This is a genomic window from Petrimonas sulfuriphila (genome assembly GCA_038561985.1).
In the GTDB taxonomy this organism is placed as follows: domain Bacteria; phylum Bacteroidota; class Bacteroidia; order Bacteroidales; family Dysgonomonadaceae; genus Petrimonas; species Petrimonas sulfuriphila.
The window spans coordinates 3,626,948-3,645,025 of record CP073276.1; the positions used below are offsets into that span (position 1 = coordinate 3,626,948).

18 protein-coding genes are annotated in these 18,078 nt (G+C 46.3%); 1 reads left to right on the forward strand and 17 read right to left on the reverse strand.

The features are described from left to right. Positions 1–58: 58 nt before the first annotated feature. The 14 genes from KCV26_15395 to KCV26_15460 form a co-directional block, all read right to left on the reverse strand. Positions 59–1,756 (reverse strand): alpha-amylase family protein, encoded by a 1,698-nt coding sequence (locus KCV26_15395; GenBank protein WZX36655.1) that lies wholly within the window; start codon positions 1,754–1,756, stop codon positions 59–61. Continuing rightward, positions 1,753–2,619, reverse strand: a complete 867-nt coding sequence (locus KCV26_15400; GenBank protein WZX36656.1) for a patatin-like phospholipase family protein — start codon at positions 2,617–2,619, stop codon at positions 1,753–1,755. The genes KCV26_15395 and KCV26_15400 overlap by 4 nt, the downstream gene beginning before the upstream one ends. 240 nt (positions 2,620–2,859) lie before the next feature. Then, positions 2,860–3,006, reverse strand: coding sequence for a hypothetical protein (locus KCV26_15405; protein ID WZX36657.1), 147 nt, complete (start codon positions 3,004–3,006; stop codon positions 2,860–2,862). A gap of 253 nt (positions 3,007–3,259) precedes the next feature. After that, positions 3,260–4,099, reverse strand: a complete 840-nt coding sequence (locus KCV26_15410; GenBank protein WZX36658.1) for a hypothetical protein — start codon at positions 4,097–4,099, stop codon at positions 3,260–3,262. A 21-nt stretch (positions 4,100–4,120) separates the two neighbouring features. Then, positions 4,121–5,101, reverse strand: coding sequence for a hypothetical protein (locus tag KCV26_15415; protein WZX36659.1), 981 nt, complete (start codon positions 5,099–5,101; stop codon positions 4,121–4,123). A gap of 167 nt (positions 5,102–5,268) precedes the next feature. Next, on the reverse strand, positions 5,269–5,754 hold the full coding sequence (gene folK, locus KCV26_15420) for a 2-amino-4-hydroxy-6-hydroxymethyldihydropteridine diphosphokinase (protein WZX36660.1): 486 nt from the start codon (positions 5,752–5,754) through the stop codon (positions 5,269–5,271). A 35-nt stretch (positions 5,755–5,789) separates the two neighbouring features. Further along, positions 5,790–6,839 carry a tRNA preQ1(34) S-adenosylmethionine ribosyltransferase-isomerase QueA gene (queA, locus tag KCV26_15425; protein WZX36661.1) on the reverse strand — a complete coding sequence of 350 codons (1,050 nt, stop codon included), beginning with the start codon at positions 6,837–6,839 and terminating at the stop codon, positions 5,790–5,792. Between the two features lie 48 nt (positions 6,840–6,887). Continuing rightward, a complete protein-coding gene (gene truB, locus KCV26_15430) occupies positions 6,888–7,589 on the reverse strand; it encodes a tRNA pseudouridine(55) synthase TruB (GenBank protein ID WZX36662.1) in 702 nt (233 codons plus the stop codon). 1 nt (position 7,590) lies between these two features. After that, positions 7,591–8,475: an undecaprenyl-diphosphate phosphatase gene (locus KCV26_15435; protein WZX36663.1), complete on the reverse strand. Its 885-nt coding sequence runs from the start codon at positions 8,473–8,475 to the stop codon at positions 7,591–7,593. A 16-nt stretch (positions 8,476–8,491) separates the two neighbouring features. Next, entirely contained in the window at positions 8,492–8,737 is a 246-nt protein-coding gene (locus KCV26_15440; protein WZX36664.1) for a DUF3098 domain-containing protein, read from the reverse strand. Positions 8,738–8,851: 114 nt separating this feature from the next. Continuing rightward, positions 8,852–9,730, reverse strand: coding sequence for a permease-like cell division protein FtsX (locus KCV26_15445; protein ID WZX36665.1), 879 nt, complete (start codon positions 9,728–9,730; stop codon positions 8,852–8,854). Between the two features lie 126 nt (positions 9,731–9,856). After that, complete coding sequence (locus KCV26_15450; protein WZX36666.1) at positions 9,857–10,900, reverse strand: TerC family protein; 1,044 nt, start codon at positions 10,898–10,900, stop codon at positions 9,857–9,859. Positions 10,901–10,926: 26 nt separating this feature from the next. Further along, positions 10,927–12,651, reverse strand: a complete 1,725-nt coding sequence (locus KCV26_15455) for an SGNH/GDSL hydrolase family protein (GenBank protein ID WZX36667.1) — start codon at positions 12,649–12,651, stop codon at positions 10,927–10,929. Further along, positions 12,648–14,090: an HD domain-containing protein gene (locus KCV26_15460; protein WZX38414.1), complete on the reverse strand. Its 1,443-nt coding sequence runs from the start codon at positions 14,088–14,090 to the stop codon at positions 12,648–12,650. The genes KCV26_15455 and KCV26_15460 overlap by 4 nt, the downstream gene beginning before the upstream one ends. Positions 14,091–14,188: 98 nt before the next feature. Between KCV26_15460 and KCV26_15465 the strand changes: the two genes are divergently transcribed. After that, positions 14,189–15,055 carry a hypothetical protein gene (locus KCV26_15465; GenBank protein WZX36668.1) on the forward strand — a complete coding sequence of 289 codons (867 nt, stop codon included), beginning with the start codon at positions 14,189–14,191 and terminating at the stop codon, positions 15,053–15,055. On the opposite strand, the gene KCV26_15470 is transcribed toward KCV26_15465, so the two are convergent. Genes KCV26_15470 through KCV26_15480 form a run of 3 tightly spaced genes read right to left on the reverse strand, consistent with a single transcriptional unit; the run spans position 15,052 to position 18,046 of the window. Continuing rightward, entirely contained in the window at positions 15,052–16,671 is a 1,620-nt protein-coding gene (locus KCV26_15470) for an ABC transporter ATP-binding protein (GenBank protein ID WZX36669.1), read from the reverse strand. The genes KCV26_15465 and KCV26_15470 overlap by 4 nt on opposite strands. Then, complete coding sequence (locus KCV26_15475; protein ID WZX36670.1) at positions 16,672–17,784, reverse strand: nucleotidyltransferase family protein; 1,113 nt, start codon at positions 17,782–17,784, stop codon at positions 16,672–16,674. Beyond that, positions 17,777–18,046 carry a PqqD family protein gene (locus KCV26_15480; GenBank protein WZX36671.1) on the reverse strand — a complete coding sequence of 90 codons (270 nt, stop codon included), beginning with the start codon at positions 18,044–18,046 and terminating at the stop codon, positions 17,777–17,779. Before KCV26_15480 ends, KCV26_15475 begins: the two co-directional genes overlap by 8 nt. Positions 18,047–18,078: the final 32 nt, after the last annotated feature.

The following is an 18,078-nucleotide window of genomic DNA, read 5'->3' on the forward strand; positions in this document are numbered from 1 at the left end:
TTTCGTTTCGCATCCTATGGCAGGATATACGAAAGAAAGGAAAGTTCAAAATACTTTCTTAACAAGAGGAAATTTTGTACAGCTCGCCCGAGGTTGCCCCAACCTTTATCCGAATCGGGCTATCTATCGAAAAAACGGTATTGAACTTGCTATCCGACAACAACGGAAAAGCGTTAAAACTCCCGTTGTCAGGAATCCCGAAGAAATCCATAGCGTGGGTGGGAATATTTACCACAACATCAACCTCCTTGTTGTCAAAATTAACCACCGCCAGAATTAATTCATCTCCAGTACCCCGTAGAAATGCGAATTGCTTGGTGGAATCAAACTCAAAATTGTCGTAATTTGCTGGCATCAGGTCGTAAAAGAGTCCCTCACTCAACGCTCTCTCCCGGTTACACAAGGTAAGGAGTTTGGCATAAAATTTCTGCAACGCCCTTTCTTCTCCTGTCAACAAGGTATCGTCCCATTTCCCGTTATTATTCCAACGCCTAACCGTGTCTAGCGACCAATAATCAAAAATGGAGGTACGCCCGTTCTTGCCACTGAAACCCTCTTCATCCATTCCCCGCTCGCCCAGCTCCTGGCCAAAATAGATCATTACAGGATTTACGTTCACGCAGGCAGTAACAATCATCGCAGCGGGTCCATGCTTTCCGTCTTTCAGAAAATAATCCGAAGCTACGCGTTGTTCATCGTGGTTTTCAATAAAATTGAGCATTTTGTGCTGAATATCGCCCACGTTATTCAGGGCAAACGTGATGTCCGACGACGGACGATACCCGCAGGCCACATCACGCAAAACGTCATATAACCCTACTTTATCGTACAAGTAATCAAAGTTGTCGTGGGCAAGAAACAACCGGTAGGCATCGGGATTGTATATCTCCGCCAGAAAGAGAATTTTCGGGAACTCTTTTTTTACTTGCGGAATCACCCATCGCCAAAACTCCAGCGGGACCATTTCTGCCATGTCTACCCGGAAACCGTCAATATTTTTCTTCGACCAATAGATCAATACGTCCCTCATCTTGTTCCACGTATCGGGAATTTTGGAGAAGTGTTTTATGTAACCGTTCTGTATATCGATGCCGTAGTTAAGCTTAACCGTCTCATACCAGTCGTATGGGGTGGGTTTATTGGTAAAACAATCGTTCCCGGTGACTTTTGCCGGCGACTCCCTGTAGGTTACGTCCGCCATTTTCTTTACCGGGAATTGAATTTCCAGCTCCTCACCCGGAAGGTAATAAAAGTTGTTGCCGGGAGAAAAAGCCACAGAAGTGTCGTCGTTGCAACCAAATTCGTCAACTCCCTCCGGACGGTTAATCGATTTGTAGTTCCTTGCCAGGTGATTCGGCACAAAATCAATGATTACCTCCATCCCGGCACGATGGATACGTTCAACCAACGCTTCAAATTCGCGCATCCGGCCGTTCACGTTCATCGCCAGATCAGGATCAACATCGTAAACGTCCCGCACGGCGTACGGAGACCCGGCATTGCCTTTAATGATTTCCGGATATTCACGGGGAATGCCGTATTGGGTGTAATCCGTTGTTGAGGCATGCGCCAATACGCCGATAAGCCAGACATGAGAATAACCACCCTTCTTTAACTGATTGAGAAACTTACCTGTTATATCGTTAAACTTTCCGCATCCGTTTTCTTCCAGGGTCCCGTTTTGAATGTTGTTGGCCTGAGTGTTCCCCAGCAGACGCGGCAACAGTTGATAGATGAATATTTTACGTGGCTTCATAATGTTGTTTTTTTAAATTTACCTATTCGCTGCCTCACTTTCTCCTCGAGTTCGTAATGTCGGTGACACCTTCTGATAATGCCCAGCGATTTTTCTTCACCAAGCGCTGCTGAAGCGCATTCGTAACCTATTTCTCTTATTCTGTCGATGTTGTTCAGATCGAACATAAAGTACTTTTGCGCTTCCTCCGCTTCTACAAGGATATCACATAGACTCCTGTCTATCAACGTATTTGAATTAGACATCAGTTTAAACGTACGTTCGGCGGTAGTTTTGATATTGACTTTGTCCGATAAAGGCGTCATCAGCGAAACATTCACGCCGATAACGTACTTACACTCATTCCGAATAACAGAAACCGGAAAATTTTTCAATAATCCGCCATCAACATAGGACACACCACTGATAACCTTGGGAGTAAAGACGATAGGGACCGAACAGGATGCCACCACGGCATCTACTAACGATCTACCTTCCGAAAAAACTACAGTCCGGGCCTTTTCCCAATCGGTTACAACTGCTTTAAAAGGAATTCTCAGTTGTTCGAATGAGCTCGACCGCAAATTGTCTTTCAGAAATTTCCCGACACCTGAAGTTTTAAAAAAGCCCGTCTTGGGAATGGAAAATCCGATAAATTCATGGAACTCTTTCTTTCGGAAGAGCTCGCTAATCTCGTCGGGAGAAAAACCATCGGCATAAAAAACTCCGGCTAACGCACCGGCACTGGTACCTGCAATTACATCGGGTTTCAGGCCATAACTCTCAAATACCTTGAAAGCGCCTAAATGAGCAAACCCTTTTGCACCGCCACCGCTTAGCGCATAACCCAAATAATATTGAAAATTTTTCCCAAATATTGCCACGACGGTTCCCTTAATGGTACTACAAATATGCTAAAAAATTTGATGATTGTCAAAAATAAAACCGTTATCAAATGGTTTATTTATGTTTTTTTATACAAATAGACCGGTGGGGCCACCGGGATGTTTTTCATCAATGGAACGGCAGTACATCTGATGCGTTCGTGGCAACCCCAAGGACAAAATAATCTTCAATGCCGGAGACAAAGGATTGCGGTTATTTTTGCTGTAGGGGAAATCGCTTTACCCTTCTGTTAGTTGACTATATATCCACTCTTTCCAATCGCCTTGTTTTCCGGCTGCAGTTTGAAGCCATTCGTAAATTTTGTATACCATTGACAACCTGTCCGTGTCGGAACGGATAACGGCATACATTTCGGTGGTAAGCAAGGATAAATGGCTGAATAATTATTGAGTCCCAATAATTCGCAAGCAATAACCGTGTTTAGAGGGAGTGTTGAGGTGGAACCATCCATTACCGGAAAATTGTAGATTGACAAGCCTTCAATATAAGGCGATACGGTTCCCGGTTCTTTTCCGCAACTTGTGCAAATGGTTAATGCGGCAAAACCCATACCGCAATACCAAGTGGCTTGTTCATCTTCATTCGATTAAAATTATTTATTTTTCAGGGATGATTTTATTATAAAACCCCGACGGGCATTTCAAAGGAAGACAACAACGTGCCGAATGCTTTATACGCTGTGTCCATCCCCTCCATTGGGATGCCTATTTCCCAATCATCCCTGATGAGTTCTTTCCAATTGCCCGGCATGGAGGTATCGAGGCCCAAATTCAAATTCTGATTTAACCGGTGCAGGGCCAAATCATTTATCGACATGCGAAAACGGTATGAGACGGTTTTTGCCGATTCCTCATCCAGCGTTGGCTGCCCTTTTTCATCAACCCCGTATGAAAAGGTCATAAAGCAATTACCCTCCTCTGTGTCAATCGTGTAAGTTCCTTTACCCCGTACTTTCAACACGTAATCGGTTGACGATGTGCTCTCCCTGTTGACAAGGTAGAGATCCCGCGCCTTGTTGTTTACCAGGCAAATCCATTCTATAGTGTTCAAGGAAGCGGGGAAAGGAGGCACTTCGCCGTTATCTGTTTTGTTAGCTTTGGATATGCGCATCACCTCATAGTTATCGGTCACCTTAATCTTCAATTTTTGCGATTCTTTGGTTAGGTTATCCGTAACCGTGAGCCGGGTATCTCCTTTGAGCCGCCCCTGAATGGCAATCATTCCCGCCGCACTCGACCAGCCGGTTTGCATTTCTGCCGAAAGCAGAAGCGGGTTTTCCACTTCCAGCGTGTAATTTCCGCTGCCTGTTTTCGGCCCGATTAAGACCGTTCCATTCACGGGCACTTCGCGATAATCGTAATAGAAAGAGAGTGATTCGTGTTCTGTTTTTTCACAACTTGGCATTAAAATGAATACCAAAAGCGGTATCAGGAACTTGCTTTTTGTGTTGGTTTTCATATTTGTACAAAATTTATGTGATTATTTATTTTCCTTGATTGATTTTAGCGCAATTGTTTCGCCATACAAACCCGTATTTTCATCTTTAATTTTAATCTCCATTTCAGAAGAAGATAAACGCATAACCTTCCAGTATTCCTGGTGAGTTTGCATGGTAACCAACACTTCATCAAACAATAAGTTATCGGACTTGAAGGAAAGTGCCTCTGCGACCCTTACCTTCTCCCCATTCTCATAAGTGGTCCAGAATTTGTTTCCCGGGAACGCACCATTATACGAAAAATAATATTCCGTTGTGTATTCTTTACCGCCTTCCACGTAAGTGTATTCCCAGCCTCTGACAAAGTCATGCATAGCCCTGTTTTTATCCTTGCTGACACCGGTTTGAAACTCGCCTTTCACTTTCCACATTGTTGAATTATTTTCGTGCAGGGGTGAGGGTACCTCATACTCAAATTTTGCATATACATGCCCGTTATCGGGTTTTGTTACGTCTAAATCCAAACGCACAAATTCGATGTACCCGTTTCCAAAGGATTCCTTTGTTTTAATTTCTGTCACATTAAACGATTCGTGTTGTTCAAGAGGAACTTCCTCCCACGATGTCAACTCAAACAAAGGCGGATTCTTACTCTGGGCACCTTCGGATTTGACGTAATATCTTTTACCCACAACGATGGGTTCGGTTGTTGGGAGACACACCCTTACCAAAAATTCAGGTTCTTGAGACGTTTTGTCAACAGGACTGCAAAACTGCGAAAAGGTAAAGTAAATACTGTCGTTATCCATATAATCATACCTTGCATTCATTCCTATCGGAGGCCCAAAGTTTATTGCGGGTAAAAACCCTAATTTTTCAAACTTCTCACCGTTTATTTCACAACGCAAATAATGTTTGGATTGGAAATCTTCTTGTATCTTTTCACAACTTGCCAACCCCAGCGGCACAAAAAGGATAGCTACCATAAGCAGGCAGCTGTTTTTCAATACAGATTTTCTCATTGTAATGATTGTCTAAAGATTCTAATTGACTGTTCTTTTACGTAAGACGTAGAATCTGAGAAAAAGCTGCACAAATAATGTTAAATATAAATAAAAGAAACAAATGAGAGAAAAGGAAAAATAGCTGCCGCCTCGAATGGTACGGTTTCGGAAGGCAGTATGCACGATTAAAGGTAGCCAAGCTCATTCTTCAATTGCAAAATGGTTTTGGCAAACACCGGATGAACGGTGTCTGGCGAGATTTCGGCAAAAGGGGTCAACACAAAGTCGCGCAAATGGAAGCGGGGATGCGGAATGATTAATCCGGGTTCCTCAACGATTCGGTTATCAACCATCAGGATGTCAATATCGATGGTGCGATCGGCATACCCACCATCCGGAGATTTTTTTGTCCGCCCCAGTTCCTTTTCAATCGCCTGAGTTACCCGCAGTACCTCTCTGGCTTCCAGGATTGTGACCAGTTCACAAACGGAATTAACGAACCTGTTTTCAGACTCGAAACCCTCCGGATCGGACACATAAAAAGCGGATTTGGAAATAATTCTCCCTATCCGCTTGTTAATTTCTCTGTAGGCACGCTCGATATTTTTTTCCTTGTCTCCCAGGTTGGAGCCCAATCCCAAAAAAACAACATGAATATCGTTATCAGGCATTTTTCAGCGTAGCATCATCGCACAAAGTGCGCGTTTTAAATTATCAGCATAGCATCCCCGTACGCACCAAACTCGTATTTCTCCTTGATGGCCGTCTGATACACATCCATAATTCTTTCGTATCCGCCGAAAGCAGTCGTCACCATCAAAAGCGTGGAGAACGGCAGGTGGAAGTTGGTAACCAACGCATCGGGTAGTGTAAAGTCATAAGGCGGGAAAATAAACTTGTTCGTCCATCCCTCCCTCGGCTTGATGTGCCCGTCTGTACTGATGGTGGTTTCAATAGCCCGCAGAACCGACGTACCCACGGCACAGATTTTGTGCCCGTTGTCTTTTGCCGTATTCACCTTGTCGCACAACTCCTGCGTAATGATCATCTGCTCCGAATCAACTTTATGCTTGGTTAAATCCTCCACGTCTATATCGCGGTAGGCACCTAATCCGTGGTGAAGCGTAAGGAAGCCGTAATCGATATTTTTAATCTCCATACGTTTGATCAACTCCCGGCTGAAATGCAGTCCTGCCGCAGGAACAACGACAGCTCCTTCGTTATTGGCAAAAATATTCTGATACCTCTCCGCATCCTCCGGCACGGCCGACCGCTCCATATATTCTGGGATCGGAGTTTCACCGATGGAGAAAAGCAGGTCTTTGAACTCTTCGTACGGCCCGTCATAAAGAAAACGAAGCGTACGCCCGCGCGAGGTGGTGTTATCAATCACTTCAGCCACGAGCTCTTCATTTTCACCAAAGTATAACTTGTTCCCGATCCTTATTTTCCGGGCGGGATTAACCAAAACATCCCATAGATGCTGCGAGGGATTCAACTCCCTGAGCAAAAACACTTCTATTTTGGCTCCGGTCTTTTCTTTGTTTCCGAACAACCGTGCAGGAAAGACCTTGGTATCGTTGAAAACGAAAAAGTCGTGAGCATCAAAGTAATTCAGAATATCCTTAAAAACAAGATGTTCTATTTTATCGGAATTTCGATGAACCACAAGCAATCTGGATTCATCGCGATGTCTACTCGGATACTTGGCAATCAATTCCTCCGGTAAATTAAATTTAAACTGAGAAAGTTTCATATGTGATTAAACTGATTCTTTATAATACTATCGTGAAATAATTTATTGTTAAGCCTCCCCTTTGGCTAGCTGCCGGTCAAAAAAATCGTCCAGCTCTTCAACCTTTAAACAATCATTCAATGATACATCTCCCACCCTCGTTCGTTGGAGAGCAAGAAGATGTGCACCCGACTGAAGGCTTTCACCTATGTCGCGCGCCAGGGCACGTATATACGTGCCTTTACTGCAAACAACCCGGATAGTTATCGTTGGTAAATTGTAAAACAACAATTCAATTTCCTTTATAACCAATATCTTTGGTTTTAGTTCAATTTCTTCATTCTTCCGGGCAAACTCGTACGCTCTTTTACCGTCGATCTTGACTGCCGAAAAAAGAGGCGGGATCTGTTCAATTTTTCCGGTGAATTGCTTCAGGCACTCTTCCACCTTTTCGCGTGAGATGTGTTCCACCGGATATTCGGCATCAATTTCCGTCTCCAGGTCAAAAGAGGGAGTAGTTGCTCCCAGCCGGATCTCGGCAATATACTCTTTTGTTTGAGCCTGTAACCTTTCAATCTCTTTTGTCTTTTTTCCCGTGCAAACGGTCATTACACCTGTAGCCAGCGGATCGAGTGTTCCCGCATGCCCTACTTTCAGCTTTTTAATTTTCAGTTTCTGGCACAACTTCGCCCGTACTACCCTCACCAGCCGGAACGAAGTCCAATGCAGCGGTTTATCGATGTGTAAGATCTCTCCTTCAATAAAATCCATATCACGCTACGTTTGATACGGTTCCGGATAACAGCAACACGATCAGCAGAACACCTACGATAATTCTGTACCATCCAAATGCCTTAAATCCGTGTCGGGTCAGAAAATCGATAAAAAACCGAATAGCAATGATGGCAACCACAAAAGCAACCACGTTTCCGATAATCAACACCCCTATATTTTCCTGCAACATTGCTGCACTGGCAGGATCCTTTATCAGCTGATACAGCTTGTAACCGGCTGCTGCAGCCATGGTAGGTACAGCCAGGAAAAACGAAAATTCAGCGGCGTTTTTCCGGTCGAGCCGGGTGCTCATACCTCCCACAATGGTAGCCATCGACCGGGAAACACCCGGAATCATCGCAATACACTGAAAGAAACCGATCTTCAACGCCCGCTGCCACGATATCGATTGATTCTCAACGGGTCTATTGAACCACGTATCCACAAAAAGCATCACGATACCGCCTGCGACAAGCATCACGCTCACAACAAGAACATTCTCGAGCAGCGAATCGATCTGGTCTCCAAAAATCAATCCCAACACTCCTGCCGGAACAACGGCGATAAACAGCTTCCAATAGAAATCGAACTTATGCAGAAACCGTTTTAGAAATATCCACCCCTTCTGTACAAAACCCATTCCTGTTACAGCGCTCTTATCGAAAATTATCACCGGATTCAGCCTAAAAAACCGTTTCCAGTAAAGAAGCACCACCGACAGAATGGCTCCAAACTGAATAATTACTGTAAATGCTTTTACAAACGGTGTACTCTCAATCCCAAGCAGCGCCTGAGTTATAATCATATGGCCAGTCGAAGAAACGGGCAAAAACTCTGTCAAGCCCTCTACAACAGCAATAATAATTGCTTCTAAAATGCTCATCTAACTTATCTGGGAATTATTTTATTTCTTCCTTCTTCCTGTCCTTTGCCGGAAATAAAATTCCGACAATCATCAGCACAAAGCCGGCCAGACAAACAAGTGGGGCTACTTTGATGCGTCGCGCACTGAAAATATCGGGTTCAAAACCGTCAAAAGTTGTTGCAGGGCCGCTCATCAGCAGAAAACCAGCGATGATAACAAGCACGGCAACCCCGCAAATGATGAGGTTTATTTTATGGAAAGCAAGATTTTTGTGAGACATACTTTTTAAATTATGAGTTTGGAGTTTTATGCGTGTTGAGTAAGATGTCAGATCGCTATACTGAATAAAGACTCTTGGATTGTATGTAACATCTTTTGTTTGAAATCTATTAAATTATACATAATACAAGTTCTCGGTTTTCATCTTCAGGTAGCGGTTCACCGCAAAATAAGTCGCCACGGTCGAAATCAGAATTCCCAGCAAGATGACGACAACAAAAATAACGATCAGATCCGTCACACCAATGATGGATTGCAACTCGGCGTATTCTTTGTTAAAATACGCAAGGACCAGAAAGATGATGCCGTCTGCAAAAATTCCCGAAACGATTCCCGTGAGAATATTACCGAGGATAAACGGCCGGCGGATAAAACTCCCGTTGGCGCCAACAAGCTTCATCGTATTGATAATAAATCGCTTGGAGTAAACGCTCAACCGAATGGTGTTTCGGATCAGCGTAAAGGAAATAAACATTAAAACAGCCGCTAAAACAAGTAAAATCAGGGTAACCTTCGATAGGTTATCGTTGATAAGGTCGATGGCTTCCTGCTGGTACAGCAAGTCCCGAACATTGTTTTGCTGCCGGATCACCTGACTGATGACCGCGATACTGTCGCTGTTGGCATACTCCGAATGGAGATAAACCTCTATGGCGTCCTGTGCCGGATTATACCCCAGCAACTCTTCGGGATCTTCGCCCAAGTCTTTGATCAATTGTTCTTTTGCCTCATCCTTGCTAATGAACCGGGAAGATTTTACAAACGGCTGGCCGTCCAGGTTTTTCCTCAACCGCTGAATCCCGGCATCGGTAACATCGCTATCAAGCATCACGCTGAAGCTCATGTTCTCTTTTACGAATTTCGACAACCCGTTGCCCATAAACAGAATAAGGATGGTCAGGCCTAACAAGACCAACACCAGCGAAATGCTGATGGTGGACGTAATTTTTGCATTTACAAATCGCGCAGTGGATATCTTTTTCTTTTTCGACATAAAAAAGGGTTACACCAAGAAAAACCCGATTGCTCTCAATAAAACGGTTTTTTCCAAATTGGCTGCAAAGTAACAAAAATATTGCGAAAACTGGAAATTTACTCCGGTAATAATCAACAAGAAAGATTAATTTTCCAAAATCTCGTTGTCGCGGCCCATTTTATCTACAATTTCCCGGACAGTTACAGGCTCTCTTACCACCGCCTGCTTTACGACGCGGCTCCTGACAAGGGATGCCGCAATTGAGATGAGTAAAAACGAGGCAATAGCAAGCAGCGACGCAACGTTGGAAATATGAAAATCCCACGCAACAGTATGGGCATAATGATTGATGATCATTTTAAAACCGATGAAGATCAAAATTCCGCTCAACGCATACTTCAGGTAATAAAACAAATCCATGATGCCCCGCAATGCGAAATAGAGCGACCGAAGTCCCAGGATCGCAAAAATATTCGACGTGTAAACAATAAACGTATTGGTCGAAACCGAGAGCACTGCCGGAATGGAGTCTATGGCAAAAATAAGATCGGTAAACTCTATAACGAGCAATGCCAGAAAGAAAGGGGTGGCGTATAGTCTTTTATCGATTTTTTTGAAAAATGTTGGCTCCGACATATCATCGGTTACCGGCATAACCCTTTTGAAAATTTTCACCAACCCGTTGTTGTTCGGATCTTTCTTCTCTTTTTCCTTTTCGTGATCCAACACCCTGAACTCATCTGCCACCATCTTGGCACCGGTGAACAACAGGAATGCACCGAACACATACATGATCCAGGCAAATCGTTCAATCAGGGCCACACCGGCAAAAATAAAGACCGCCCGAAAAACAATCGCTCCCAAAATTCCCCAGAATAAAACACTGTGCTGATGCTCGGGTTTAATCTTGAAAGCCGTAAAAATGATGATAAAAACAAATAAGTTATCAATGCTCAGCGACTCCTCGATAAGATAAGCCGTAAGAAACTCAAGGGCGCTTTCCTTGCCGAAGACAACGTAAACTCCCGCGTTGAAGACCAAGGCAAGTGAAATCCAGAAAAGGCTGAGCCACAACGCTTTTTTCACATCGATAACCGTACCTTTCTTATTAAAAACAAACATATCAAGCGACAGGAGAATCACCACAAGGATGATAAAACCTATCCAAAAAGAAGCACTTACTTCCATATCGTTTACTCTTGTAATTCTAAAAACTATTCTATTATATCGTTAACGATCAGCGAATAGCCTTTTTCATTCGGATGTAAACCATCCAGAAACAGGCTCTCGTCTATCTTTCCGCTTTTCGTCAATAATTTGTTACCAACATCCAGGTAACGGTAATTGTTCAGGGAGGCCATCTTGGAGATCTGCCGGTTGATGGCTGTCACTTCTGACTCCTTATTGCGTCGGGGAAGCAATCCGACGACTTTTATCCTGGCCTCCGGTTGACGAATCTTTATCTGCTCAAGCAGGAACTCCAGCCCCTCAACAATCTCTTCATCAGAAACTGATCCCAAGTTATTGGTCCCGATCATCAGAACCACTTCACTGGCCCGGTAGTCATCGAGTTCGCCATGATACACGCGCCAAAGCACATTTTCCACCCGATCCCACCCGTATCCCAGGTTTAAATACCCGGCAGGCTGTACCCGATTTTTCCAGCTTTGGCTCCCGTTCTCCCGTCCGGGCTCCCCACCCCAGTAATGGGTAATGGAATTTCCGATAATCACTTTTTCCGGACGCTGCAACTGAATGTTTTGCAGGATACCGGCATGCCGTTCTTTCCATTCGTAAATATAAGGTTCCCTTCGCTGGCTTACAGGCCTGGTAGTGCTGATTTTTCCGACAGGCATATTCAGTATCTTCCGGATTATTTTCTCGTATGCGTCGGCGTAGACCTGCATTCCAAGGTCACTGGGATGGATGTTATCCACACATCCGTCCGCAGGCATGTTAATGGAGTCCTTGTGCAGGTGGTAAATGTTCTTCACACCCAGCTCAACCAGCGAATCGAATGCCTGGCGCGATGCCGCATTCATCCGGTCTGCCGTTTCCCTGGACAACTCGTTGAGTTCATCGTTCCTATACCCGATATGATCCACGATAAGGATAGGCACATCGTGCTTTTCCCGGAGTTTTTCAACTCCGTAAACGGTTCTTCTTATCACTTCTTCGGATGATAAGCTCCCCATGTTGGGAAGACAATCAAAAACGTAGAGCGATGCGTCTATTTCATCAATCAAATCTACAAATTCCTTTTCCAGCGGGCCATTTCCGGAAAAAGCCAGGTTGACGACCGGATAATCGAGCTTTCTCGATAAAACAGTGGTCCAGGCCATTCCCGGGCGGGAAGCACATCCGCCTTGCGCGATGGACGTCCCGTAAACCACTATCGGCTTCTCCCTAAGCACGGGAACAAACTTGAATTCCGCCGAATCGGGGACTCCAATCTCCATCCATTTCACCGAATTGTAAAGCGGGAGGAAAAGCCGGTATTCAAAACCGTGCTTGTGGTAGCGGCTTTGTGACAGGTTATTGAACGTATAGGTAACGGTGTCGCCGAAACTGAACTTGTCGGTCGCCACACGCCATTTGCCATCGGAATCCATCGCATAGAGGTCGACTCCCGACTTTCCGGTAGCCGGCATGTGCGGCATGGCATGGCTGCCCGTTACACCATACCGCACTTCAATTTTTTCCGCGTTTGTGTAAAAATGGATCGCCAGCCCGGCTGAGTTTTCCGATAAACTCCAAACCGGTTTTCTCACCTTCTTTGCTGCGCGGTCCGGCAGGCGCTGGTAGGTTTTTCCGATTTCATGGGTCCAACCCTGGTTCTGGATGACGTTCGCCTCTTCTTTCAACGGATCATGCCATTGGGTTTGCGCAGGCAATGCTACCGCACACAAAAGACTGACAATAAAAATAATACTTTTCATGATTTGGTTTTTTTTATCGGTTCCAACCCGGTTTCTTTTGCTTTTCGGATCAGGAAGTCATAGGCCGCCTGGCGTTCGTTGGGAATCTCTCCCTCCAGAATGGCTTCCTTGATAAATGATTTCAGCTCACCTACCTCCCGTCCCTGCTCCAAACCGAAGATCTCCATGATCTCGTTACCGTCAATCGGGGGCTGGAAATTTCGCACACGGTCCTTTTCTTCAATCTCCGTAAGCTTTCTGCGGACGATTCTAAAATTCTGGAGGTGCCGCCGTACTTTCTCGGCGTTTTTCGATGTGATGTCGGCTTCGCAAAGGATCATCAGATCGTCTATATCGTCACCGGCATCAAACAACAGACGCCGAACGGCAGAATCCGTCACCTCCTCCTCCACCAGCTGCATCGGGCGCATATGCATCGACACCATTTTCTGTGTGTATTTCATCTTTTCGTTCAACGGCAATTTCATGCGGCTGAAGATCCTGGGCACCATCTTTTCACCCACATAGTTGTGGTTGTGAAATGTCCAGCCCAGCTTATTGTCCCAGCGTTTGGTAACCGGCTTGGCAATATCGTGCAGCAAAGCCGACCAGCGCAGCCAGAGGTTGTCCGTCTTTAACGAGATGTTATCGAGAACGGCAAGCGTGTGGTAAAAATTGTCCTTGTGCCCCACCCCTTCCTTGGTTTCGGCCCCCTTAAGCGCAACCAGTTCGGGGAAAATGATCTCCAACAAGCCGGTCTTCTCGAGCAAAACAAAGCCGACAGACGGTTTGGGGGAAAGAATGATCTTGTTCAGCTCATCCGCAATGCGTTCCTTGGATATGATTTTTATGCGTTCCTTATTCCGGGCAACCGCATCAAACGTTTCGGGGAAAATGTCGAATCCCAGCTGCGAGGCAAACCTCACGGCCCGCATCATCCGCAACGGATCGTCACTGAACGTGATATCGGGATCGAGGGGCGTGCGGATAATCAAGTCCTGCAGGTCCTGCAGTCCGTTAAACGGATCCAGCAATTCGCCGAAACGGTTTTTATTCAGGCAGAAAGCCATTGCATTGATCGTGAAGTCGCGGCGTTTCTGGTCATCTTCCAGCGAACCGTCCTCCACGACGGGATTTCGGGAATCGTGGGTGTAAGACTCTTTGCGGGCGCCGACAAACTCGATTTCAAAATCCTTGTATTTCAGTTGTGCCGTACCGAAATTTTTAAAAACCGACAACTTCGTGCGTGGCCCCAACGCTGAAGCGACGGCTTCGGCCAAGGCAATTCCCCTGCCAACGGCGACAATATCTATGTCTTTTGAAGGACGGTACAAAAAAAAATCACGAACGTAACCGCCGATGACGTAGCAATCGAGCTGCATCCGGTCGGCCACTTCTGAAATAAGTTTAAAGATGTTTCTGTCTAGAAAATCCTGTATCTCTTCGCGAGAAATATCCATTGCCAAATCAAATTCTGTTATGATTTGCAAAATTACAATAATTGAGCGTGAAAACCATTTTAACGTTGAAATTTATTTCTTATTTTTGTATATTGATTATGAAAGGGACTCTATCAAATAAATTATATTCCAGACCGTTATCCGGTTATTGTTTTGTCTTTACGGCTGTTTGTGTTTTTGGACTTCTTCTTTTCTCCTGTTCAGGGAAAGGTAAAAATGCCAAAACCTACCTTGCCGAAGCCGAATCAGCGCTTAGCGCAGGTAACTATTCGCTGGCAAAGCTCAAGATCGACAGCATCAAGGTGCTTTATCCCCAATCGTTCGACGAGATAAACAAGGGGTTCGGACTGATGCAGCGTGTGCGGATGGCAGAAAACCAAAGGAACATTGTTTATTGTGACTCGATGCTTGCGGTCAACTACCGGCTGCTTACCAAAATGCTGAACGACTTCACTTACGTCAGGGACCCCCAGTATCAGGAGTTTGGAGATTATGTCCCCAAAGTATATCCGCTGAGCAGCTCCTTTCACCAGAACGGGCTCCGTTCAGCCGTAAGCGAAAAAGGACAGATGTATATCGAGAGTGTGCTTTCGGGTGGCTCGCTGAAGCACAACCGGATAAAAGTGGCTACAAAAGACGGCTCCTTTGCGGAGTCACTGCCCGTCACTACCGATGGACTGAACTACCGGTTCAGCACGCTCAACGCCACATACGAGATCGTCCGCTTCTCGGGAAACGATGACAACGGCGTGGCTAAATTCATCTACACGTTTAAGGATACGCCCATCACCCTCAGTTTTATCGGGAACAGAACCACCTCGATCCCCCTGCCGGAAAAAGCGAAGAAAGGCATTTCCCGGTCGTTCGAGCTATCCACACTCCTGCTCGACATAGAAAAGCTCAAGTATGAAAAAGGGCGCAGCGAAGCGCTGATAAACTACCTGGAAAGCAGAAAGAGGGATTAAATCCTGTAAATGCGATCGCAATACCGGGCTACTTCCGCATGGTGGGTGATGAACAGCACCGTCCTACTGCCAATGTGTTTTTTCAGGTTGGTCAGGAACGTTTTTTCGGTCTCAATATCCAGGGCCGATGTGGCTTCATCCAACAGCAGGATCCCTCCGGGGCGAAGCAACGAACGTGCAATGGCAATCCGTTGAGCCTGGCCTTCGGAAACCCCCGAACCGCCCATACCAAGAACCGTATCCAGTCCTTCGGGCAGCTCCAGGACAAAACCCGCGGAAGCCACCCCGAGCGCGTCTACGAGCATCTCCTCTCCGGCATCCGGGTTTCCTATCAGCAGGTTGCTCCGGATGGTGCCGCTGAACAGTGTGTTGCCTTGCGGGACGTACACAAAGTTCGACCGCGTCGACGGGGATGCTTTCACCTCCCTCTCTTCATTCCTTATCGAGATCGATCCTTTCTGCGGCTCGATCAAGGCAAGTATAAGCCGGATCAGCGTGGTCTTCCCCGTACCGGTTTCTCCCATGACCGCAACCATTTCTCCAGGTCCGGCTTCCAGCGAAAAGCCGGAAATGACCGGCCGGCTTTCGTCTCCGTAGGCGTACGTGATGTCCTCTACGCGCAACGAGACACGGCCTGCCAGGAATTGTTTTTCCCCAATCTCCTCGCTCTCCAGCTTTTTCAGGAACGACAGCCGTTCACTGGCCGCCTGGGCAGAAATCAGGGTCGGGAACAGGCGCATCAGATCGTACAGCGGACGCTGTATCTGGTTGACCAACTGCAAGTAAGCCGTAACAGTGCCAAACGTAACCGTTTTGCCGGCAATTCCCCAGGCTCCCCAGATAAATGCGGTGATGTAACCGCCGCTGAAAGCCAATCCCGAGACAAAGCGCGCCCAGGCCGATACCGTGGTTTTTTTCTCCACCTTGCGCTGCAGTTCCCGCTGGAGGTCTCCCAGTCTGTCCAACTCATCCTCCTGCCTTTCGTACGCCCGCACCACCAGCTGATTCAGCAGGTTTTCTTCCATCATGGAAGTGATGAAACTTTCGCTTTCTTTTATCTGCCGGCTGTAATCCCTCATCTTCACGTAATAGGGTTTGCTGAATAGAAGCAAAACCGGCATGGCAATACCCAGGACAAGGGCCAGCAGCGGATCCATCAACAGCAGAATCAGAAATGCCCCACCCAACTGCAGGGTGGCCGTTATCAACATGGGAAGCGCAGATATCAATGTTTTTATGATATCGTCCGTGTCCTTGATCATTCGGGTCAGCACATCGCCGCTGTGCAGTGAGCTGGCCTCGGTCCACCTCGTGTAAAGCAGGTTTGCGAAAACTTTTTGACGGATGGAATTTCCGACCCTCACCTCGGTCATGTTCACGTAGCGCACATCCACCACGTTCAGCAACACCCTGAACAACGTAAGCAGGACGAGAATCAGTGAATAGTGCAACAGCGAGCCCCCGGCATCTCCCGACGCCACATCAATAACCAGCTTCAGGGCCCATACGAAACTCAGCGACACGGCCACGCTTAATATCCCAATAAGCGTTATCACCATCAGCGCTTTACGATGGCCCCGGGAGATATCGGTCAGAAACTTCAGAAAACGTAACATCTATTTTTTGAACAGCAGTTTCAGGTTGGTTGTTATTTTAGTTACCGGCAAAGGGTTTATGTGCCGGGGAGCAATACCGGATATTTTTTTCGTTCTCGCTACCGAATAGGTGAACCTGTGCCATTTTGCATCCCATTTCCCCCGGAAAGACTTGTTCCTGAAGGTAGAAAACCCGAAATTACCTCCCCTCAACACGTCATCCATCACCACATCCACAAATTTTCCTTCCGTATCGGTAGTAAACGGGAAAACACCCGGATCTGCACCCAGGTACCTTACGGCTGCCGATGCGAATACCTCCATGGCGTTTAACAAATCGAACTGCCTCGCCAGGCCTGTAAGCGCCTCTTTATCCATTTGCGGTGAGTGGGTATGCATGAACAGTACCCAATCGCAAAACTGACGGACACCGACACCCAGGTGGATAAAATGATGAAAGAGGTGATAAAAGAGAAAAAAAGCATTGAACTCAACGGGCAAGACACTCACTTTCAAGCTATCGATTTCCAGCTCGATAAAGCGATGGTTCCGTATAATTTCCTGCACCTTTTCTTCCAGCAGTCCGTCGTATTTCCTAATCCCGAAGTAGCAGATGTTTTTGTGGTTTTCAACATGAATACCGTTGATTTCATAGGATTGATGATGGATATTTTCCGCATCTATCCGGCATCCTTTTTTTTTGGCCCATTCGTTCGCTTTTTCGTAATCTCCCTTCCGATAAAGAAACAGGTCAATATCGCCAGGAGCACGATGCTCCGGCCTGGGATAAAGGATAGCGTTGACCTGTCCTTTTAACAGCACAAAGGGGCAACCTATCTTCCCGTATTCCATCGCAAGGTTCCCCAGTTCGTCGTTCAGCCCTTTGTTCAGTTTCTCAATAGCTTCAGCCTGCAAAAAAAGCGTGTACACCTCCTTTTTCCCCGGCCGAAGGGCTGTAGGCAACGTCATGATTCCGTCGTACAACAAGGCATTCACCCGTTGGGATTCCGCCAGGCTGATCACCTCTTCCCAAACCGTAGAGCCAACATGCCGGAACAGGTCTTCGTCGGCCGACCTGTTCCAGATGGCGGAGCGGAGCAACTCCAGGAAAAGAGAAACAACCGGTTCATTCATAGATCACACCGGCTTTCATCAGTTTATCGGCCAGTACCTGAGCATCAGCCACGGCCTGTGTTTTGTCGATACCGTATCTCCCCGTCAGCCTTTCCGCCCAGTCCTGAACGGTAAAGTCCACACCGAAGCTCCCGGCTATCAGAAATTCCGCGGATTCGTTGAGCGATATTACGCGGGTGTAGTTCATGTTCTCCCCGTCGTGGGAAACCAGGATGGACTCATCCCCTATCTGTTTGATTCTGATGTTCTCTTTTATCTTCATTTGACTTGTTATTTTTATTAAAGCCGTTTACG